Source organism: Hymenobacter sp. BT559 (assembly GCF_017571525.1).
Classification (GTDB): Bacteria; Bacteroidota; Bacteroidia; order Cytophagales; family Hymenobacteraceae; genus Hymenobacter; species Hymenobacter ginsengisoli.
Genome location: NZ_JAGETY010000003.1, coordinates 196,716 through 214,347 on the forward strand (window position 1 = coordinate 196,716; position 17,632 = coordinate 214,347).

The window sequence follows — 17,632 nt, forward strand, 5'->3', positions numbered from 1 at the left end:
TCCACCTTTTTCCCGTTGCACCCATGAAAAAACGATACTCCTGGCGGGTAGCTGCGCTGTGGCTAGCCCTGCTGCCGCTCGGCCTGCGCGCCCAGCAGCACGTCTTTGAGCTGGCCGACCTGGCTAAGCTGACCGGTCTTTCGGACCCGCAGTTTTCGCCCGATGGCAAACGCATTGCTGTGGTGACCTCAACGCCCGACTACGCCGAGGACCGCTACCTGACGGGCGTGGTGCTGGTGGCCGTGCCCACCGGCGAGCAGCGCGTGCTGGCTGCCAACAAGAATGGCCTGACCCAGCCCCGGTGGTCGCCCAGCGGCCAGGAGCTGGCCTACCTGGCCAAAACGGGCACCGGCAAGGACGCTGCGCTCCAGTTGTTTGTGCAGCCGCTGGCGGGCGGCGAGCCGCGCCAGCTCACGCACACCAAAAAGGCCATTCAGCACTACGCCTGGCGGCCCGATGGCAGCGCGCTGGCCTTCGTAACGGCCGACGAGCCCACCAACGCGGCCGGGCCGGTTGACAAAGGCTACGATGCGTTTGAGGTCGGCAACAACGACTTGTTTCTGAGCGCGGCGCCCACGGGCTCGCACATCTGGCTACTGCCGGCCGTCGGCGGTGAGCCCCGGCGCCTGACTTCGGGCGCGTGGAGCCTACCCGTGACCATTCCGCCGGGGGCGCCAGCATCGCCGCTTTCGTGGAGCCCCGATGGCAAGTCGCTGGCCTTCGTGCAGGTGCCCACGCCGCACTCGGGCAACGGCAACCAGCGCACGATTCAGATACTCGACGTGTCCACGGGCGCGGTGCACCCGCTCACGACGCGCAAGATGCACGAGGGCTACCCCTCGTTTTCGCCCGATGGCACGCAGATTTCCTATTGGTATCCGCGCCAGGGCAATACCATGAACATCAACGAAATATGGGTGTCGCCAGTGGCGGGCGGCGAGGGCCGGAACCTGACGCCAGCGCTGGACCGCGACGTGTTTCGTACCATCTGGATGCCCGATGGTAAATCGTTGCTGCTAGGGGGGCTCGACGGCAACCGCACCTCACTGTGGGTACAGCCGCTGAAGGGCGGCGCGGCCCGCAAGCTCAACCTGGGCTCGGTAAGCCCCAACTGGTCGTTTTGGGTGGATGTGGCCGTGAGCCACACGGGTGGTATTGCCTTCATTGGCACCGACCCCGCACACCCGGCCGAGCTGTACTACCTGCCTTCTACCACGGCCAAGCCTAAGCAGCTCACCGATTTCAACCGCGCCGTGAAGGACTTGCAACTCGGCAAGGCGCAAACCCTGACCTGGCAATCGGACGGCGTGACCAACGACGGCGAGCTGACTTACCCAGCCAACTACGTGGCGGGCAAGACCTACCCCCTGGTGCTCGTCATTCACGGCGGCCCCACGGCTGCTTCCACGGCCACGTTTTCGGCGCAGGCGCAGCTGTTTGCGGGCCGGGGCTACTTCGTTTTCGAGCCCAACTACCGGGGCAGCGACAACCTGGGCAACGCCTACAAGGCCGCCATTTTTAAGGATGCGGGCGCCGGCCCTGGCCGCGACGTGATGGCCGGGCTGGCCCAGCTCAAGCGCAGCGGCATGGTGGACACGACCCGCATTGGCGTAAGTGGCTGGTCGTATGGTGGCTACATGACCGTATGGCTGCTCGGCCACTATCCTGCTACCTGGAAAGCTGCCGTGGCCGGCGCGGCCGTCACCGACTGGCTCGACCAGTATAATCTGGGCGACTCGAACGTGCAGCGCGCGGCCGCCATCGGCGAGTCGCCTTGGCTGAGCGAGGCCAATGCCCTGAACTACCGCGAGCAGTCGCCCATCACCCTGGCCGGCCGCATTCGCACGCCCACCCTTATTCTGGCCAATACGGCCGACCCGCGGGTGCCCATCACGCAATCGTACAAGCTGTTTCACGCCCTGAAGGATAACGGCGTCACCACTAAGTTTATCGCCTGGCCGGTGGCCGCCCACAATGCCAGCGACCCCGTGCGCCAACGCGAGCGCAACCGCTTCTGGCTTGACTGGATGGATACGTATTTGCAGCCCAGTGGCCATGCCGAGGCTCCGCGCCCCGGCTCTAATTAGCGGCTGTCAGAAAATTTACTTTTGTCATGCTGAGCCCGGCGAAGCACCTCGCTCGAATCGTATAGGCTGGTACCCTAGCGGTGAGAGTCAATGGCTTCGCCGGGCTCAGTATGACGTTCAAACCCATTTTAGCTTGAATCCCGCTCCTCACTTGCCATGAAAACCCTGGCCGACCTGCTCCTGCTCGGCGACCCACGCCTCTACGAGGTGTGCGCGCCCGTTACTGAGGCCGACCTGCCACTGGTGGCCGGCTGGGTGGCCGATTTGCACAACGTGATGCAGGAAGTGCGCGCCAAGTACCACTTTGGGCGCGGCATCGCGGCCCCGCAGCTCGGCATCATGAAACGGCTGGTGTACCTGCACCTCGATGGCCGGCCCCACGTGCTGCTCAACCCCAAGCTGGGCGAGCTGAGTGCAGCCACCTTTGACATGTGGGACGACTGCATGTGCTTCCCCAACCTACTGGTGCGCGTGCGCCGCCACGAGGCCCTGACCGTTACCTACCGCGACACGCAGTGGCAGCCCCAAAGCTGGCCGGTGCGGGGTGCCCTGGCCGAGCTCTTGCAGCACGAGTGCGACCACCTCGACGGCATACTCTGCACCATGCGGGCCATTGATGGCCAGTCGTTTCGGTGGCGGGCCTAGCGTGGCTAGGCCTGATGCCGCCCAACCGCAGCGGTACCCGCGAAGCCAGGCTGTGCGTGGCGCTGTAGCCAGCCGCACCTGCCTAAAAGCCCTGCCCGTTGGGCAGGGCTTTTTTGTGTATTTTTTGCCGCGCCAAGCAACCGCTAGCCTTAGCCCCGCATCTGACGCTCCAAATCCCGCTAGCCTTTGCCCTACTACTACCCTGCCCCGTGACCGAGCCCGACCTTATTGCCGCCTGCCTGCGGGGCGAGCCCCGCGCTCAGCGCCAGCTCTACAACCAGTTTGCGGGGCTGATGCTGACGGTGTGCCGCCGCTACCTCAAGCGGCCGGAAGATGCCGAGGAGGCGCTGCTGCTGGGCTTTGCCAAGGTGTTTCAGGCGCTGCCCACGTTTCGGCAGGAGGGCTCATTTGAGGGCTGGATTCGGCGCATCATGGTCAACCAGGCCCTGATGGAGCTGCGCCGCCGCGAGCCGCTGCACCTCTCCTTTGAGGACTTTGCCCAGCCCGAAAACCTGGCCGCCACCCCCGCCACTGCCGACACCCAGCTGCAGGCCGACGAGCTGCTAGCCCTGCTGCAAGCCCTGCCCCCCGGCTACCGCGCTGTGTTCAACCTCTATGCGCTGGAAGGCTACTCGCACCCCGAAATAGCCGAGGCACTGGGCATCTCGGAGGGCACCAGCAAGTCGCAGCTCAGCAAGGCGCGGGCCATGTTGCAGCGCCGTCTGCAGGCAGTTACGAGTATTTAATTGATGTGCTATGTCAGCCGATACCGATAACCTAGACGACCTTTTTCGCCAGCAGCTGGGCCAGCACGCCACGCCGCCGAGCGCCGACCTAGCGCGCCGCCTGGCCGAGCTGGCCGAGGCCGAGCGCCTCGACGCCCGCTTCCGCACGGGGCTGGGAAGCCACGCTTCCCAGCCCCGCCGCGAGGTATGGGAGCGCCTCGAAGACGAGCACCTGCGCCCGCAGCCGCAGCGCCGGCGGCGCGTAGTGGCCTGGTGGCAGCTGTCGGCCGCGGCCATGCTGCTGCTCACGCTACTGGCCGGGGGCTTGTGGCGAGGCGGGTATTGGCAGCCGCAAGGGGGGCTAGCCAGCCAGCCGGCCACCACGGCGGCGCCCAGCGCGGGTAGCAGCCCGGCCGCGGCTGGTACCGATGCAGCTCGCTCGCCCCAATCGGCTAGCCCTCATGCAGCGCAAAAATCTACTGAACAGGCTCTTGCGCAGACAACTGACTTAGTAGCCGAGAAAAACCAGAAAAATTTTACCACCCAGGCAACGGCGCCGGTCGCTTCCTCATCTAGCCCCTCGATAGCCGCCACTGCCCGGCCACGCCGCCCCGCCACGGCACTCCGGACAGTTGGCAGCTTTCAGAAAAAGCCCCGGCCGCTGGACGCGGCGGCCGACGCGCTGGCCAGCACCGAGCGGCGGCCCGGCCCGGCTAGCCAGTCCGTGGCTCCTTCGCTCCCGGAGCCGGCCGACAGCCAGCACCCGCCGGTAGTAGCCATGACCTCGGCCCCGGAAATAATCGAGGTTGAGGTGCGGCGCGGCACCGAGCCCAGCCGCCCGGCCCTGGTGCCGGTAGTCACGGTGGCTTCGACCGTGGCTAGCCCCGCCCGCCGGCCCCGGCTGCGGCTAGGGGGGCTGCTGCGCCAGGCCGGCCACCTGGTGCACGGCGAGCCCGTGAGCCTGGCCGAGGCCACCGAACTCACCGAAACCGTGACGGTGCAGGCCCGCCTGGGCGGCCGCACGCTCAGCAAAACCATCCAGCTGTAATCCCCTCCTAGTCAGTTGTTTTCGCTTTTCTGCCCTTCCCGGGGCGGCCTTTCCTTTCACAGTCTTTTCTCAACGCCCTATCACGCATGAAACCGGTTCTTTTTTCTGCCTCCCTGGCCGCGCTGGTGGCCGCCGCTTCGCTCACCGCCCAGGCCGGCACCCTGCCGCCCGCGCCCAGCGATACCATTGTGGTGCGCCTGCCCAACAAGGCCGTGATGACCCTGGTGGTGCACGATGCCCAGCAGCTGCGCCAGCTGCCCCAGTATCACCTCGACTCGCTGGTGGCGCGGCTGGGCGGCTACATCCGGCGCGCCGATGCGGCCACCAAAGTAGCCGATACTGAACGCCTGACGACCGTTTTTCACCCCAACGAGGACAAGCCGGGCCAGGACCTGCCTGAGGAAATCCGCATTACCACCCGCAAGCATACAGACCGCGCCTACGGCCCTAGCAATAAGGTAGAAGTGCTACTGGAAAAGAAGTTTGGCTTGGTCATCAACACCGACCGCGGCACCAACGACCAGCCCCGCGCCGCCAGCCGCCCCGACCGCCAGGCCTACCGCGACTCGATGCGCCAGGCGCGCTGGGACCGGAAGTCTTCTTCCACTGACGTCGTATTTGACCTAGGACTTAACGCGCTCGTCAACAACCACATCGACCGCACGACACCGGTCGGCCAAACGCCCAGCCAGCCGCTCACCCTGCGCACCGGCGGCTCGCGCTACGTCAACATCGGCCTCAATTTCAAGCAGCGGCTGGGTGGGCACCGCAGCCCGCTCTACCTCTTGGCGGGCCCCGAGTTTGCCTTTAATAATTACATGCTGGAGGGCAACAACAAATGGGTGAACCAGAACGGCCTAACCAGCGTGGTACTCGAAACTAACGGCCGGCAATATCAGAAAACCAAGCTGGCAACCTCAACGCTCACCGTGCCGCTCATGCTGCAGATTAATACGCACGGCCACAGCCACTTTCGTATCGGGGCGGGTGGCTTTGTGGGCTACCGCCTGGCTAGCTGGACCAAGCTCAAGTACTTTGAGGAAAACACGACTTACAAAGACAAGGACTACGGCTCGTACAACCTCAACGACTGGCAATATGGCCTGCAAGGCGTGCTGGGCTTCGGCTCACTGACCTTTTTTGCCAAGTACAATTTGAACCCGCTTTTCCGCGACGGCCAGGGCTTGCAGGCCCAGACGCTGAGCTTCGGCCTGCGCCTGCTGCAATAGCTAGCTAAGCAGCCAGTAGCGCGACGTTTCACTTCGGACCTAGAGGTAGCGAGCATCTGGCGCTAGGGTCGTCCGGCCCCGCCTACTCGCTACCGCTTGCGCGCGAAGCGGAAGCTGCGCGCTACTGGTTACTTAACTGTTGCGAAAAAAATTATCCAGCAGAATGGCTGCCGACACGGCGACGTTAAGGCTTTCGGCGCGGCCGCCGGGGCCGTGCGGGATGTGCAGGCGCCGCGTGAGGCGAGCCGCCACGTCGGGGCTGAGGCCGTGGCTTTCGCTGCCCATCACCAGCACGCCGGCCGGCTGCAAATGCAGCTTGTGCACATTATCACCTTCTAAATCAGCCCCATACACTCCTATGCCTGCAGGCAAACTTGAAAGCCAGGCGGCCAGGTCAACATCGGCCCACACGGGCACCCGGCCGAAGGCGCCCATGCTGGCGGCCACGGCCTTGGGGTTGTAGGGGTCGGCGCAATTTTCAGACAACACGACGCCGGGCAGGCCGTACCAGTCGGCCAGGCGCCAGAGCGTGCCGAGGTTGCCGGGGTCGGCCACGTTGTCGAGGGCTAGCACGAGGCGGCCAGCGGGCAGCGTGGGCAACAGCGGCACTTCGGGCGGGCGGCGCACTACGGCCAGCGCGGCGGCGTTGGTTTGGAGCGTGCCGAGCTGGGTGAGCTCGTCTTCGGTGGCGAGCTGCACGGGCGGGTGGCGGGGGCTAGCCAGCTGCGGGGCGAAGGCTGGCGTAGCGAGCAAGTGCTCGACTTCGAGGCCCGAGCCAAGCAGTTCTAGCACGCTTTTGGCACCTTCGACCAGGAAGGCGGCGTGGCGTTGCCGATATTTGCGCTGGTGCAGCGACCGGATGTATTTAGCGAGGGCTTTTGAAACCATTACAGAAACAAAGTAACGACCGGCCGCGCTTCGGCCCCCGCGCGGCGGCTGCCGGGCTGCTGCTGGGCCTAGCGGTGCTGCTGGTGGCCGTGGGCTGCTCGCCGCTGCGGCTGCTGCAGCCCAAGCAGCGCCTGCTCACCAAAGTGGTGGTAGAAAGTGAGGGCCTGACTACGGCCCAGCAGGAGCGCCTGCTAACGCTGGTGCAGCAAAAGCCCAACCGGACCATTCCCATCCCCAAGCTGGCGGTGTATCAGCTTGGGCACTCGTTTTACGACTCGACCCGCATCGAGCGCAGAATCAAGGCTATTAAGCAGAAATATGCCGACCGCCTGGCGGCGGCCCAGGGCGACTCGGCGCGCAGCGGCAAGCTGCTGGCCCGCCGCGACCGCCGCCTGGCCCGCAAGCGCACGGCCCTCGAAAAGGGTAACGCGATTATGCGCCTGGGCGAGCCCCCGGTTATCTACGACTACACCCTGAGCCAGCGCACCGTAGAGCAGCTCACCACGTACCTGCGCTCGCAGGGCTATTTCCGGGCCACGGCCACGTTTACCGACTCGGCCCGCTCAAAGCCCACCATCATCTCGCGCACGCTGCGGGGGCTAGGGCTGCGCAAGCCGCTGCCCTACGCTCCCCTGCGCGACTCGATGGGCGGGCGCCTGCACCGGCTCGTAACGGTGACTTACCAGGTGCGTGAAGGCCAGGAATTTACCCTGAGCCAGCTCACGCGCAGCATCCCCGACACAGGCGTGGCGCGCGTGGTGAGCGGGGCGCAGGGCGCCACGCTGCTGCATGTGGGCGAGGCCTACAACGAAGACCTCATCGGCCAGGAGCGCCAGCGCCTCGAAACGCTGCTCAAGAATGCGGGCTACTACGACTTCCGGGCCCAGTACATTACGCTGGAAGCCGATACCAGCTTCGAAAAAAACCAGGTGCGGCTGCGCCTGCTCATTGCCAGCCCGCCCGGTGGGCACCGCGCCTACCGCCTGCGCCGCGTCACGGTGCTCACCGATGTAACCCAGGCCCGCGCCCTGCGCCTGGCCTCGGGCGATACCGCGCAGCGGGCCAGCCGCCGGGCGCAGCGGCTGGCCGCGGCCGACTCTACCAGCCTTACGGGCCGGGCGCCGGGCTCGGGGCGCATCTCAACGGCCAACATGCCGGCCGGCGTAACGCCCGCGGCCGTGTCCGACTCCCTGAGCGCGCGGCGGCTGCGGCGGGCGGGCCGCCAGGCCATTCCGCGCGATACGGTGCGGGTCGACTCCGTGCTTTTTTCGAGCCGTGGCCCGCTCACCATTAACCCCGGCGTGCTGGCCAGGCAGGTAGATGTGCGGCCGGGCCAGCTCTACAGCCAGCTGCGCACCCAGCGCACCCAGCGCCAGCTGTCCAGCCTCGATATGTTCCGGTTTAATACCGTGGGCTACCGCAAGGTGGCCGATAACGCGGCCGATGCATTGCCCACCGATAGCAGCCAGGCGCTGCTGCCGGGCGCAGCTAGCCCCCGGCGCAGCATCCGCTACCTCGATGCCGTCGTTACAACTTCGCCCAGCCCGCGCTTTTCCGAAACCACCGAATTTGGGGGTACCTACGTGGCAGGGCTAGCGGGGCCCTTCGGCAACCTGCGCCTGAAGTGGCGCAACCCCTTTGGCGGGGCCGAGGTACTGGAGCTGAGCGGCCGCGCGGGCCTGGAAGGCCAATTGACCCAGCTCGGCGACAGCGGCAACACCAGCGCCGCTACCTACACCGTGCAGTACGGAGCCACGGCCGCCCTCATCGTGCCGCAGTTTCTGACGCCGTTTCACCTCGGCAATTTCTTGCGCAACGACCAGCCCCGCACCCGGCTAGCCCTCTCCACCACTTACACATCGAGCAACTACTACACCCGCAGCAACACCGAGTTCACCTTCGATTACCTCTGGCAAACCTCGGCCTATCAGCAGTATATCTTCACGCCCATTGACCTGGGCCTGGTGCGCACCCGCAACATCAGCAACTTTTACCAGCGGCGCCTGCTCGACTTGCGCCGCAACCAGGGCAGCCCCCTCTACCGCTCGTTTCAGCCTATCTACGAGCCGAGCTTCAGCTTTACGTCGCTCTACAATTCCAACGACCTCAACCAGACGCGCAACGCCCATTTCTTACGCATTTTTGCTGAGCTAGGTGGCCTCACGCGGGGCATCTACCGCAACGAAAAGTGGTTTGAAGACACCGGCCTTTCGGTTTATAACTTCGCCAAGCTCACCGTCGACTACCGCCGCTACTACAAGCTTTCGCCCCTCACCTACCTGGCCTGGCGCCTCAACGGCGGGGTGGCGCACGCGCTTACCGAAAGCGTCGACCCTAGCCCGCTGCCCGGCCAGTCGGCGCAGCTGCGCTACATTCTCCCCTACGATAAGTACCTGTTTGCGGGCGGCTCAAACAGCGTGCGCGCCTGGAGCCCGCGCCGCCTGGGCACCGGCTCCTACGCCACGCGCCTGCCCAACGGCAACCGCGACTACTACACCGAGCAGCCCGGCGAGGTGCTGCTGGAAGGCTCATTGGAATACCGCTTCCCGGTGTACTCGTTTATCAAAGGCGCGCTGTTTACTGATTTTGGCAACGTGTGGGCCCTGCAAAACGATGCCAGCCGGCCGGGGGCCGACTTCCGGCTCAACAGCTTCTATAAGCAGTTTGCCGTGGGCTCGGGCTTTGGCATTCGCATGGACTTTACCTTCCTCATCCTGCGCTTCGACATCGCCACCAAGGTGTATGACCCCACCGAAACGGCCGCGCCCTGGCGCCTGCAAAATGCCCTGCACCACGTCGAAAACCAGACGGTGGTGAACGTAGGGCTAGGGTATCCGTTCTAGCGCGCGGCCTGGGGCTTCTTGGCAACAAGCAAGCCAACGTGCAGCTTCCGAACAAACCCATGCAAGCTTAAAAATTTGGATAGCAGCACCGGCCCCAAACGGCAAGCGGCCCAGTGCTACCCCTAGCACTGGGCCGCCAAAGAATGCCAGGCGCCACTAGTTGCGCTAATATCCGAGCAGCTCGCCCAGCGCCGCGGCCACCTTAGCGGCGCTCGGCAGCATCTGCTTTTCGAGCTCCACGTTGAGGGGGATGGCGGGCAGGTTGGCCGCGCCCAGCGTGAACACCGGCGCATCGAGCTGGCGGAAGCAGTGCCGCTGAATGCGGCCGGCCAGGCTCTCGGCAAAGGAATTGAGCAGCGGTTCCTCGGTAAGCACGAGGGCCTTGCCGTGGCGGCGCACGGCGGCCTGCACGGCCTCCCAGTCGAGGGGATTGAGGGTGCGCAGGTCGAGCACTTCCACGCGGCCGGGGTAGTCGCGGCTGGCAGCTTTGGCCCAGTGCACGCCCATGCCGTAGGTGATGACCACGCAGGTATCGCCGGCGGCCAGCTTGTCGGCGTCGGCCGCCTGGGCCACGGCGGCCACCCCTAGCGGAATGACGTAGCCCGCGGCCGGCTCGGTGGTTTTGGCATCTTCCGTACCAGGCACTTTGCTCCAATATAAGCCTTTGTGCTCAAGCATAATGACCGGATTGGAGTCAAGAAACGCTGCACGCAGCAAGCCTTTCATATCGGCCGCGTTGCTAGGGTATACCACCTTGATGCCGCGGATGGTAAGCAAGGTGCTCTCGACCGAGCCCGAGTGGTAGGGGCCGCCCCCACCATAGGCCCCCACCGGCACCCGAATGAGCGCCGGCACCGGAAACTTGCCCATGCTCAGGTAGCAGCTTTTGCTGAGTTCCTCCACCAGCTGGTTGAGCGCCGGCCAGATGTAGTCGGCAAACTGAATCTCGACAATGGGCCGGGCACCTACGGCTGCCATGCCGGCCGTGCTGCCCACAATATAGGCCTCCTGGATGGGCGTGTTGAACACGCGCTTGTCGCCGTATTTCTTGGCTAGCAGCGCGGCTTCGCGAAACACGCCCCCTAGCTCGCCGCCCACGTCCTGGCCATAAAACAGCGCCTCCGGAAACTCGCGCAAGATATCGTCCACGGCGTGCAGGGCGGCGTCCACCATCAGCACTTTATCGGCGCCGGCGGGGGCGCGCTCGCCGGCCTCGGCCAGCACGGCGGGCGGGGCAAACTCGTGGTCGGCGAAGGTGGCGGGGTCGGGGTCGGGCGCGGCCAGGGCCTCGGCCCAGTCGGCCAGCACGGTGGCGCGGGCCTGGGCGGCCAGGGCCGCCAGCTCGTCTTCGCTAGCCCCGGCGTGCAGCAGGCGGCGGTGCAGACGCGGCAGCGGGTCTTGCTGCTGGTGCTCGGTGAGGTCATCGCCACGGTACCACTCGCGGCGCACGCCGCTGGTGTGGTGGCCTAGCAGCGGGCATTTGGCGTGCACCAGGGCCGGGCCGCGCCGCTGGCGCACGTGGTCAAAGGCTTCGCTCAGGCCGTTATACGAAGAAACCACATCGGCCCCATCGACCCGCACGCGGTGCAAGCCCGGAAAGCCGGCAGCAAACTCGTAGGCATCCATGGCGCGCATCTCGCGGCCGGTGGCCGAGATGCCCCAGTCATTGTCCTGCACCAGGTACACAATGGGCAGGCGGTGCAGAATGGCCATTTGCAGCGCCTCGCTCACCTCGCCCTCGGTCATGGCCCCGTCGCCGATAGAGCATAGCACCAGCGGCTGGCTGGTCTTATCGGCCAGCTCCTGGCTTTCTAAGTAGCTGATAGCCTGCGCCATACCCGTGGCCGGAATAGCCTGCATACCCGTAGCCGAGCTTTGGTGCGGAATAACCGGCACGCCCGCCCGGCGCAGGCTGGGGTGGCTATAGTAGGTGCGCCCCCCGCTGAAGGGGTCATCTTTTTTAGCTAAAAGCTGGAGCATCAGCTCATACGGCCGCAAACCCAGGCCTAGCAGCAGGGCATCGTCGCGGTAATACGGGGCGGCGTAGTCGGCGCCGGTGAGCAAAAAGGCGGCGGCCAGCTGCACGGCCTCGTGGCCGCGGGCGGTGGCGTGCACGTAGCGAGCGGCCACGGTTTTCTGGGCTTCGTAAAGGGCGGCCATCTCGGCGGCGGTGTGCATCAGCAGGTAAGCGCGGCGCAGCAGGTCGATTTCGGGCACGGCCGGGGTGGCTGCGGCGGGCGCGGCTAGGGCATCAAATAGCATACAGGGGTAGGGAGAGCCAGTGGGAATGGTAAAATTACGCCCCGGCCCGACCTTTGCGGTTAGTTGATAGAGCGCAGGGAGTAGGGAACAGTGCGCAATGACTATTGCTTACTACCGCTTGGTAAGACCTTTTTTGCCCCTGCGCTCTATTCACTGCTCTCCATTCACTACTCACTGTCAATATGTCCCGCACCGATATCGCCGCCTGGCTCCAGGATTTTCAAACCCGCCTCTGCGCTAGCCTCGAAGCTGCCGACGGCGGCGCGGCCCGCTTTGGGCAAGACGACTGGCAGCGGCCCGGCGGCGGCGGAGGCCACTCGCGGGTGCTCGAAGGCGGCGCCATCCTGGAAAAAGGTGGCGTGGGCTTTTCGGCCGTGGAGGGCGAGATGAGCGCGGCCGCCGCCCGCCAGCTGCACCTACCCGACCCGCATTTTTTTGCGACCGGCGTGAGCGTAGTGCTGCATCCGCGCTCACCCCGCGTGCCCATCATCCATATGAACGTGCGCTATTTCGAGGCCGGCAACGGTGAGGCATGGTTTGGGGGCGGCATCGACCTGACGCCCATCTACGTGGACGAAGCCCAGGCCCGGCGCTTTCACCAGCACCTCAGGGCTGCTTGCGATAAGCACAACCCCGCCTATTACCCGCACTTTCACCAGTGGGCCGACGACTATTTCTACCTGCCGCATCGCCACGAGACGCGCGGCGTGGGCGGCATTTTCTTCGACCGCCTCACCGTGGGCCAGGATGGGTCAGTCGAAGAGTTGTTTGCCTTTGTGCAAGACGTGGCCGAAACCTTCGCGCCGGCCTACACCGAAATCATGCGCGAAAACCACGCGCTAGCGTTCGGCCCTCGTGAGGAAGCCTGGCAAACCCTGCGCCGCAACCGCTACGCCGAGTTCAACCTGGCCTTCGACCGCGGCACCCGCTTTGGCCTCGAAACCGGCGGCCGCACCGAAAGCATCCTCATGAGCCTGCCGCCCCGCTGCGGCTGGAGCTACAACCCCGCCCCGCCCGAAGAAGGCTCGCCCGAGGCTATTACGCTAGGCTGGCTCCGCAAAGGTGTTGAGTGGGTGCACTAAGAATTGGGAAAGAATAGTTTTTAAGAAAGAACATTAACAGGAATTGGTCGCCACCAACGTACTACTTCTAAATTCCCCAATTGCAGCTTCTACCCTTCCTCAAAGAGGCCGACCATCGGCTACTGCTAGCCCTCAACGGCGCCCACACGCCCTGGCTCGACCGGGTGATGACCCTGGCCTCGGACCGCTATGTGTGGATACCATTCTATGCAGTTTTAATAATCTGGCTGCTATACCATTATCAGCACCGGGCTAAAGCAGTGCTGCCGCTGCTTATCGCGGCGGTGGCCCTAGCCGACAGCATCACGAGCAAGCTTTTTAAGCCCTTGGTAGGCCGGCCCCGGCCCTGCCACGCGCCCGACCTGGCGCCGCTCCTGCACCTGCCCGATGGCTGCGGCGGGCAGTTTGGCTTCATGTCGTCGCACGCCGCCAACTCGGTGGCAATGGCCGTTTTTCTACTGCTCGCGCTGCCGGCGGGCCGCTTTCGGGGGCTCAAAATCTGGGTATTCTGCTGGGCCGCGCTGCTCTCCTACAGCCGCGTGTACCTGGCCGCCCACTACCCCAGCGACGTGGTGAGCGGCTGGCTGGTGGGCATGCTGCTAGGCTGGCTAGCCGCCTGGATTTTTGCCAAGGTTGACCCGTACTGGTGGCCGCCGGCCGCAGCGACTACCCGCTAAAAAAGGCCCGCTGCAAGCAGCGGGCCTTTTTTACTTGGCGGGTTTGCGGCTGCCGGTGTGGCCGTCGCCGTGGTCACCCTGGCCGGGCGGGCTAGTCTTTTTGGAGTTGTGCTTATCGTCTTGCGAGAGCGAGCGGTTCAGGTCTACTTCCGACTCAAATTGCCCGTCTTTGCCGCGGCGCACGTAGCGCTTATCGCCGGGGTTGGGCTCGATTAGTTCGCGTTTGCTGGACATATGAACTGGGGCAGCCGGGACATGACGGGCCGCGCCCTCCTTCTTACGCACAAGCAGCCAATGGGTTAGGCCTATGCCTCGGCGCTGGCGATGAGGCCCTGGCTAGCCAGCAGCTTTGCCACGTATTTGCCCACAATGTCAAACTCCAGGTTCACGCGCTCGCCGGCTTGCAACTGGTGAAAGCCCGTGTGCTCGTAGGTATACGGAATAATGGCCACCGAAAACTCGTCGGGTGTGCTATTAAAACAGGTCAGGCTCACGCCATTAACGGTGATGGAACCCTTCTCTACGGTGAGCCGCTGCGGGCCGGCCGCGTGCCGGAAGCGAAACAGCCAGGAGCCATTCTGGTCTTCCACGCGAAGGCATTCGGCGGTGGCATCGACGTGGCCCTGCACTATGTGACCATCGAAGCGCCCGCCGGCGGCCAGGCAGCGCTCCAGATTAAGATGGCGGCCGGGCTGCCACTGGCCCAGATTGGTTTTTTTCAGCGTCTCATCAATGGCCGTAACTACGTGCGTGCCAGCGGCCACGTCTACGGCCACCACCGTGAGGCACACGCCGTCGTGGGCCACGCTCTGGTCAATTTTCAGCTCGCTGGCAAACGGCGACTGAATGGTAAAATGGCGGTTGGTGCCTTCGCTGGCCACGGTTACCACCGTGCCAACGGCCTCAATTATTCCTGTAAACATGACCGTAGATTCAAACGGATTAAACGGATTTCGCAGATACGCCCGCCTGCGGCGGGCTAGCCAGCCGGCTGCTTGACTAGTTGTTGTGTGAAACCAACCAGTAGCGCGGGCCTAAAGTTAGCCTTCGACGGCTGCGCTAGGCATTGGCAAAATGAGCGGCTAAGAACGACAAAACAGCCCGCCCGGCTCCACTAGTCAGGCTGCGTTAGCAGGCGTATCTGCGAAATCCGTTTAATCTGTTTAAATCCGCGGGCTATTTGCCCCGGCCTTCCAGAATGATTTTCAAGGTGTAGAGTATCACCCGAAAGTCCATCGCCAGGCTCATGTTTTCGATGTAGAGGATGTCGAATTTCAGACGCTCAACCATCTGGGTCACCGTTTCGGCGTAGCCATACTTCACCTGCCCTAGCGAGGTGAGGCCGGGCCGCACGCGGTGCAGGTGGCGGTAATGCGGCGCGATTTTCACAATCTGGTCAATAAAAAACTGGCGCTCGGGGCGGGGGCCCACCAGGCTCATATCGCCCTTAATCACATTCCAGAACTGCGGAAACTCGTCGAGCCGCACCTTGCGCATAAACCGGCCCCAGGGCGTAACGCGCGGGTCATGGTCGGAGCTCAGGGCCGGGCCCATCTTCTCGGCATCGACGTACATCGAGCGAAACTTGATGATGTCGAACGGCACGCCATTCTTGCCAATGCGCTGCTGACGGTAGAAAATGGGCCCCGGCGACGACGAGCGCACCATCAGGGCCGTGAAGGCGTACACCGGCCAGGCCACCAGCAAAAACACGGCTGCCGCCGCTACATCAAAAATTCGCTTGAGCCCCCGCTGCCATACGGGCAGCAAGTCCTGCTTGATTTCGATAAGCGGCGTACCAAAAATATGGTTCACCTTCACCGACCCCAGCAGCATCTGGTAGAGGTCGGGCAATACACTGATGCGCACTACCGAATCTTCCAGTAAAGTAAGTATTTCCTGAATGCGGCGGTGCTCACTCGGCTCGATGGCAATGATAACCTGCTCAATACCAAGGTCGGGCAGCAGGCTCGGCAGCTGCTGATACGAGCCTACCGCCGGCAGCACCCTAGCCAGCTCGGCATCGATGGCCTCGCCCACGGGGGCGAAGCCTACCAGCCGTAGCCCCAGGTGCCAGCTGGTGCGCTGCAAATCTCGGTAAGTATTAAGGGCCAATTGGTTAGACCCCACCAATAGCGTCGGGAAGGATATAATACCCCGCCGCACCAGGCGCTGCACGCTGCTCACGGCCCAGATGCGCAGCACCGCCGTGCCTCCGAAGTGCAACAGGTAATAGGCCGTAAAGGTCTTATAATAAGCTCGATAATTGCTTACTCCTTGGTCATCGAGCAGCAAGACGAAGAAAATCACGACCGTTCCCAGCAACGACACCCTGGCCAGACCAATGAGCTCGCTGAGGCGCGACTTGCGGAAGATGTCGCGGTATTCACCCATCAGGGCATAGAGGGTGGTCCAGAATAAGGCCACCAGCACCGCCGCGCCCGCTAAATAAAACAGGTCTTTTTGGGTGAAATGGTAAGTAAGGCTCTCCTTCAGCAAGTACTTGCGCAGCAGAAAGAAGCTTGCCCAGGCTAGCAGCGCCGCTATAAAATCGGCCGCCACAAGCTTGAGGTACTGGATTCGGCGGAGTGACAAGGGGAGCGCGGTAACGTGTAATTTTGCAAGGAAACACCGCAAAAATAGGGGTATTGCCAACTTTAACCACTGCCACGGCGCGGCGCTGCCGCCCGCTAGCCCCCTTAATCGACGGTTTTGATACCCTAACCGCCCTACTGCCCCTGTCGGCAAATACGGGCGGCTTGTTTACCACACTTTCATTCTGCCGCACCTTATTCAACCTCTAGCCGACTCGTACCGCCACCGGGGCCAGCGCCGGGCTCTCGTCAATCTGCTGCGCGAGCGGCGCGGCATTCGCGACGAGCGGGTGCTGGCGGCCGTAGGCGCCGTGCCACGCCACCTGTTTTTTGAGCCGGCCTTCGAAGCCCACGCCTACCAGGACAAGGCCTTTCCCATTGGCGAGGGCCAAACTATTTCGCAGCCCAGCATGGTGGCCCTGCAAACCGAGCTGCTGGGCGTGCACCCCGGCCACCGGGTGCTCGAAATCGGCACCGGCTCGGGCTACCAATTTGCCGTGCTTTGCCAGCTCACAGATGCGGTGCAAAGCATTGAGTTTAATGCCGTGCTGTTTGAGCGGGGCCGGCAGCGGCTGGCGGCGCTGGGCCTGCCCACAGCCGGCCTGCACCTGGGCGATGGCTCGCTGGGCCTGCCTGCGCTAGCCCCCTTCGATGGCATCCTGGTCACGGCCGGGGCGCCGGCCCTGCCGCCGGCCCTGCTGCGCCAGCTGCGCATTGGGGGGCGCCTGGTGGTGCCGGTGGGCGCCGCCGACCCTGGCCAGCAGCAGCTACTGCGCATTACCCGGGAGGGCCCCGAAAGCTTTGTGCGCGAAGAGATTGGCGACTGCCGCTTTGTGCCGCTGCGCGGGGCCGCCGGCTGGCAATAAGCCCGGGGTTTGAAGACCAGGACCAGGGCCGGGCGGGCACTTCGTTTTCTTCCCCTGTGCTAGCAAGCGGCCCCCTTACCTTTGTTGACCAAGCTGAACCACCATTTCCCACCCCCACTCCCCATCAAAAACTCAACTTTTAATACCTCCAAAGTGCGCAAGCAACGCCCCGTTTCCGACTCGTTTGTCACCATGACCGAGCTGGTGCTGCCCAACGATACCAACACGCTCACCAACCTGATGGGCGGCCGCATGATGCACCTCATGGACATTGCCGCCGCCATCGCCGCCCAAAAGCACTCCAACCGCATTGTGGTCACGGCTTCGGTCGATAACGTGTCGTTTCGCGACCCCATCCGGCTGGGCAATGTGGTAACGCTACAGGCCCAGGTGACGCGCGCCTTCGCCTCCAGCATGGAGGTGCACATCGACGTGTGGGCCGAGGACATTCCGAGCGGCACCAAGATGAAAACCAACGAGGCCTTCTTCACTTTCGTGGCCGTCGACCAGTCGGGTCGGCCCATCGACGTGCCCGAAGCGGTGCCCGAAACACCCGAGGAAATCGCGCTGTATGAGGGCGCCTTGCGCCGCCGCCAGCTGCGCCTCGTGCTGGCTGGCCGCATGAAGCCCAGCGATGCTGCCGAGCTGAAAGCACTGTTTGAGCTAGCCTAATATTTCCGGCTTAT

At 64.0% G+C, this 17,632-nt stretch carries 15 protein-coding genes; 10 read left to right on the plus strand and 5 right to left on the minus strand.

Translation table 11 applies throughout. The annotated features are described in order from the left end of the window. The first annotated feature begins 23 nt into the window (after positions 1–23). From J4D99_RS05410 to J4D99_RS05430, 5 genes are all read left to right on the plus strand, one after another. A complete protein-coding gene (locus J4D99_RS05410) occupies positions 24–2,087 on the plus strand; it encodes a S9 family peptidase (RefSeq protein WP_208130693.1) in 2,064 nt (687 codons plus the stop codon). A 156-nt stretch (positions 2,088–2,243) separates the two neighbouring features. Continuing rightward, positions 2,244–2,732, plus strand: a complete 489-nt coding sequence (locus J4D99_RS05415) for a peptide deformylase (protein ID WP_208130694.1) — start codon at positions 2,244–2,246, stop codon at positions 2,730–2,732. Positions 2,733–2,941: 209 nt separating this feature from the next. Continuing rightward, on the plus strand, positions 2,942–3,478 hold the full coding sequence (locus tag J4D99_RS05420; RefSeq protein WP_208130695.1) for a sigma-70 family RNA polymerase sigma factor: 537 nt from the start codon (positions 2,942–2,944) through the stop codon (positions 3,476–3,478). A gap of 10 nt (positions 3,479–3,488) precedes the next feature. Continuing rightward, on the plus strand, positions 3,489–4,505 hold the full coding sequence (locus J4D99_RS05425) for a hypothetical protein (RefSeq protein WP_208130696.1): 1,017 nt from the start codon (positions 3,489–3,491) through the stop codon (positions 4,503–4,505). Between the two features lie 86 nt (positions 4,506–4,591). Further along, positions 4,592–5,734 carry a porin family protein gene (locus J4D99_RS05430; protein WP_208130697.1) on the plus strand — a complete coding sequence of 381 codons (1,143 nt, stop codon included), beginning with the start codon at positions 4,592–4,594 and terminating at the stop codon, positions 5,732–5,734. A 132-nt stretch (positions 5,735–5,866) separates the two neighbouring features. On the opposite strand, the gene J4D99_RS05435 is transcribed toward J4D99_RS05430, so the two are convergent. Then, positions 5,867–6,622, minus strand: coding sequence for a TrmH family RNA methyltransferase (locus tag J4D99_RS05435; RefSeq protein WP_208130698.1), 756 nt, complete (start codon positions 6,620–6,622; stop codon positions 5,867–5,869). On the opposite strand from J4D99_RS05435, the gene J4D99_RS05440 reads away from it, so the two are divergent. Beyond that, positions 6,613–9,465 carry a BamA/TamA family outer membrane protein gene (locus tag J4D99_RS05440; protein ID WP_208130699.1) on the plus strand — a complete coding sequence of 951 codons (2,853 nt, stop codon included), beginning with the start codon at positions 6,613–6,615 and terminating at the stop codon, positions 9,463–9,465. The genes J4D99_RS05435 and J4D99_RS05440 overlap by 10 nt on opposite strands. A gap of 165 nt (positions 9,466–9,630) precedes the next feature. Here J4D99_RS05440 and J4D99_RS05445 read toward each other — a convergent pair whose 3' ends face one another. Further along, entirely contained in the window at positions 9,631–11,727 is a 2,097-nt protein-coding gene (locus tag J4D99_RS05445; protein WP_208130700.1) for an alpha-ketoacid dehydrogenase subunit alpha/beta, read from the minus strand. A 182-nt stretch (positions 11,728–11,909) separates the two neighbouring features. Between J4D99_RS05445 and hemF the strand changes: the two genes are divergently transcribed. Together hemF and J4D99_RS05455 are read left to right on the plus strand one after the other, a co-directional pair. Further along, positions 11,910–12,809 (plus strand): oxygen-dependent coproporphyrinogen oxidase, encoded by a 900-nt coding sequence (hemF, locus tag J4D99_RS05450; RefSeq protein ID WP_208130701.1) that lies wholly within the window; start codon positions 11,910–11,912, stop codon positions 12,807–12,809. A gap of 80 nt (positions 12,810–12,889) precedes the next feature. After that, positions 12,890–13,486 (plus strand): phosphatase PAP2 family protein, encoded by a 597-nt coding sequence (locus J4D99_RS05455; protein ID WP_208130702.1) that lies wholly within the window; start codon positions 12,890–12,892, stop codon positions 13,484–13,486. A gap of 30 nt (positions 13,487–13,516) precedes the next feature. On the opposite strand, the gene J4D99_RS05460 is transcribed toward J4D99_RS05455, so the two are convergent. The 3 genes from J4D99_RS05460 to J4D99_RS05470 form a co-directional block, all read right to left on the minus strand. Beyond that, positions 13,517–13,720: a hypothetical protein gene (locus J4D99_RS05460; RefSeq protein ID WP_208130703.1), complete on the minus strand. Its 204-nt coding sequence runs from the start codon at positions 13,718–13,720 to the stop codon at positions 13,517–13,519. Positions 13,721–13,791: 71 nt separating this feature from the next. Continuing rightward, positions 13,792–14,409 carry a riboflavin synthase gene (locus J4D99_RS05465; protein WP_208130704.1) on the minus strand — a complete coding sequence of 206 codons (618 nt, stop codon included), beginning with the start codon at positions 14,407–14,409 and terminating at the stop codon, positions 13,792–13,794. Positions 14,410–14,662: 253 nt separating this feature from the next. Further along, on the minus strand, positions 14,663–16,081 hold the full coding sequence (locus J4D99_RS05470; RefSeq protein WP_213019507.1) for a sugar transferase: 1,419 nt from the start codon (positions 16,079–16,081) through the stop codon (positions 14,663–14,665). 196 nt (positions 16,082–16,277) lie between these two features. Between J4D99_RS05470 and J4D99_RS05475 the strand changes: the two genes are divergently transcribed. Together J4D99_RS05475 and J4D99_RS05480 are read left to right on the plus strand one after the other, a co-directional pair. Then, positions 16,278–16,946: a protein-L-isoaspartate(D-aspartate) O-methyltransferase gene (locus J4D99_RS05475; RefSeq protein ID WP_208130881.1), complete on the plus strand. Its 669-nt coding sequence runs from the start codon at positions 16,278–16,280 to the stop codon at positions 16,944–16,946. Between the two features lie 192 nt (positions 16,947–17,138). Beyond that, positions 17,139–17,618 (plus strand): acyl-CoA thioesterase, encoded by a 480-nt coding sequence (locus J4D99_RS05480; protein WP_208130882.1) that lies wholly within the window; start codon positions 17,139–17,141, stop codon positions 17,616–17,618. Positions 17,619–17,632 lie beyond the last annotated feature (14 nt).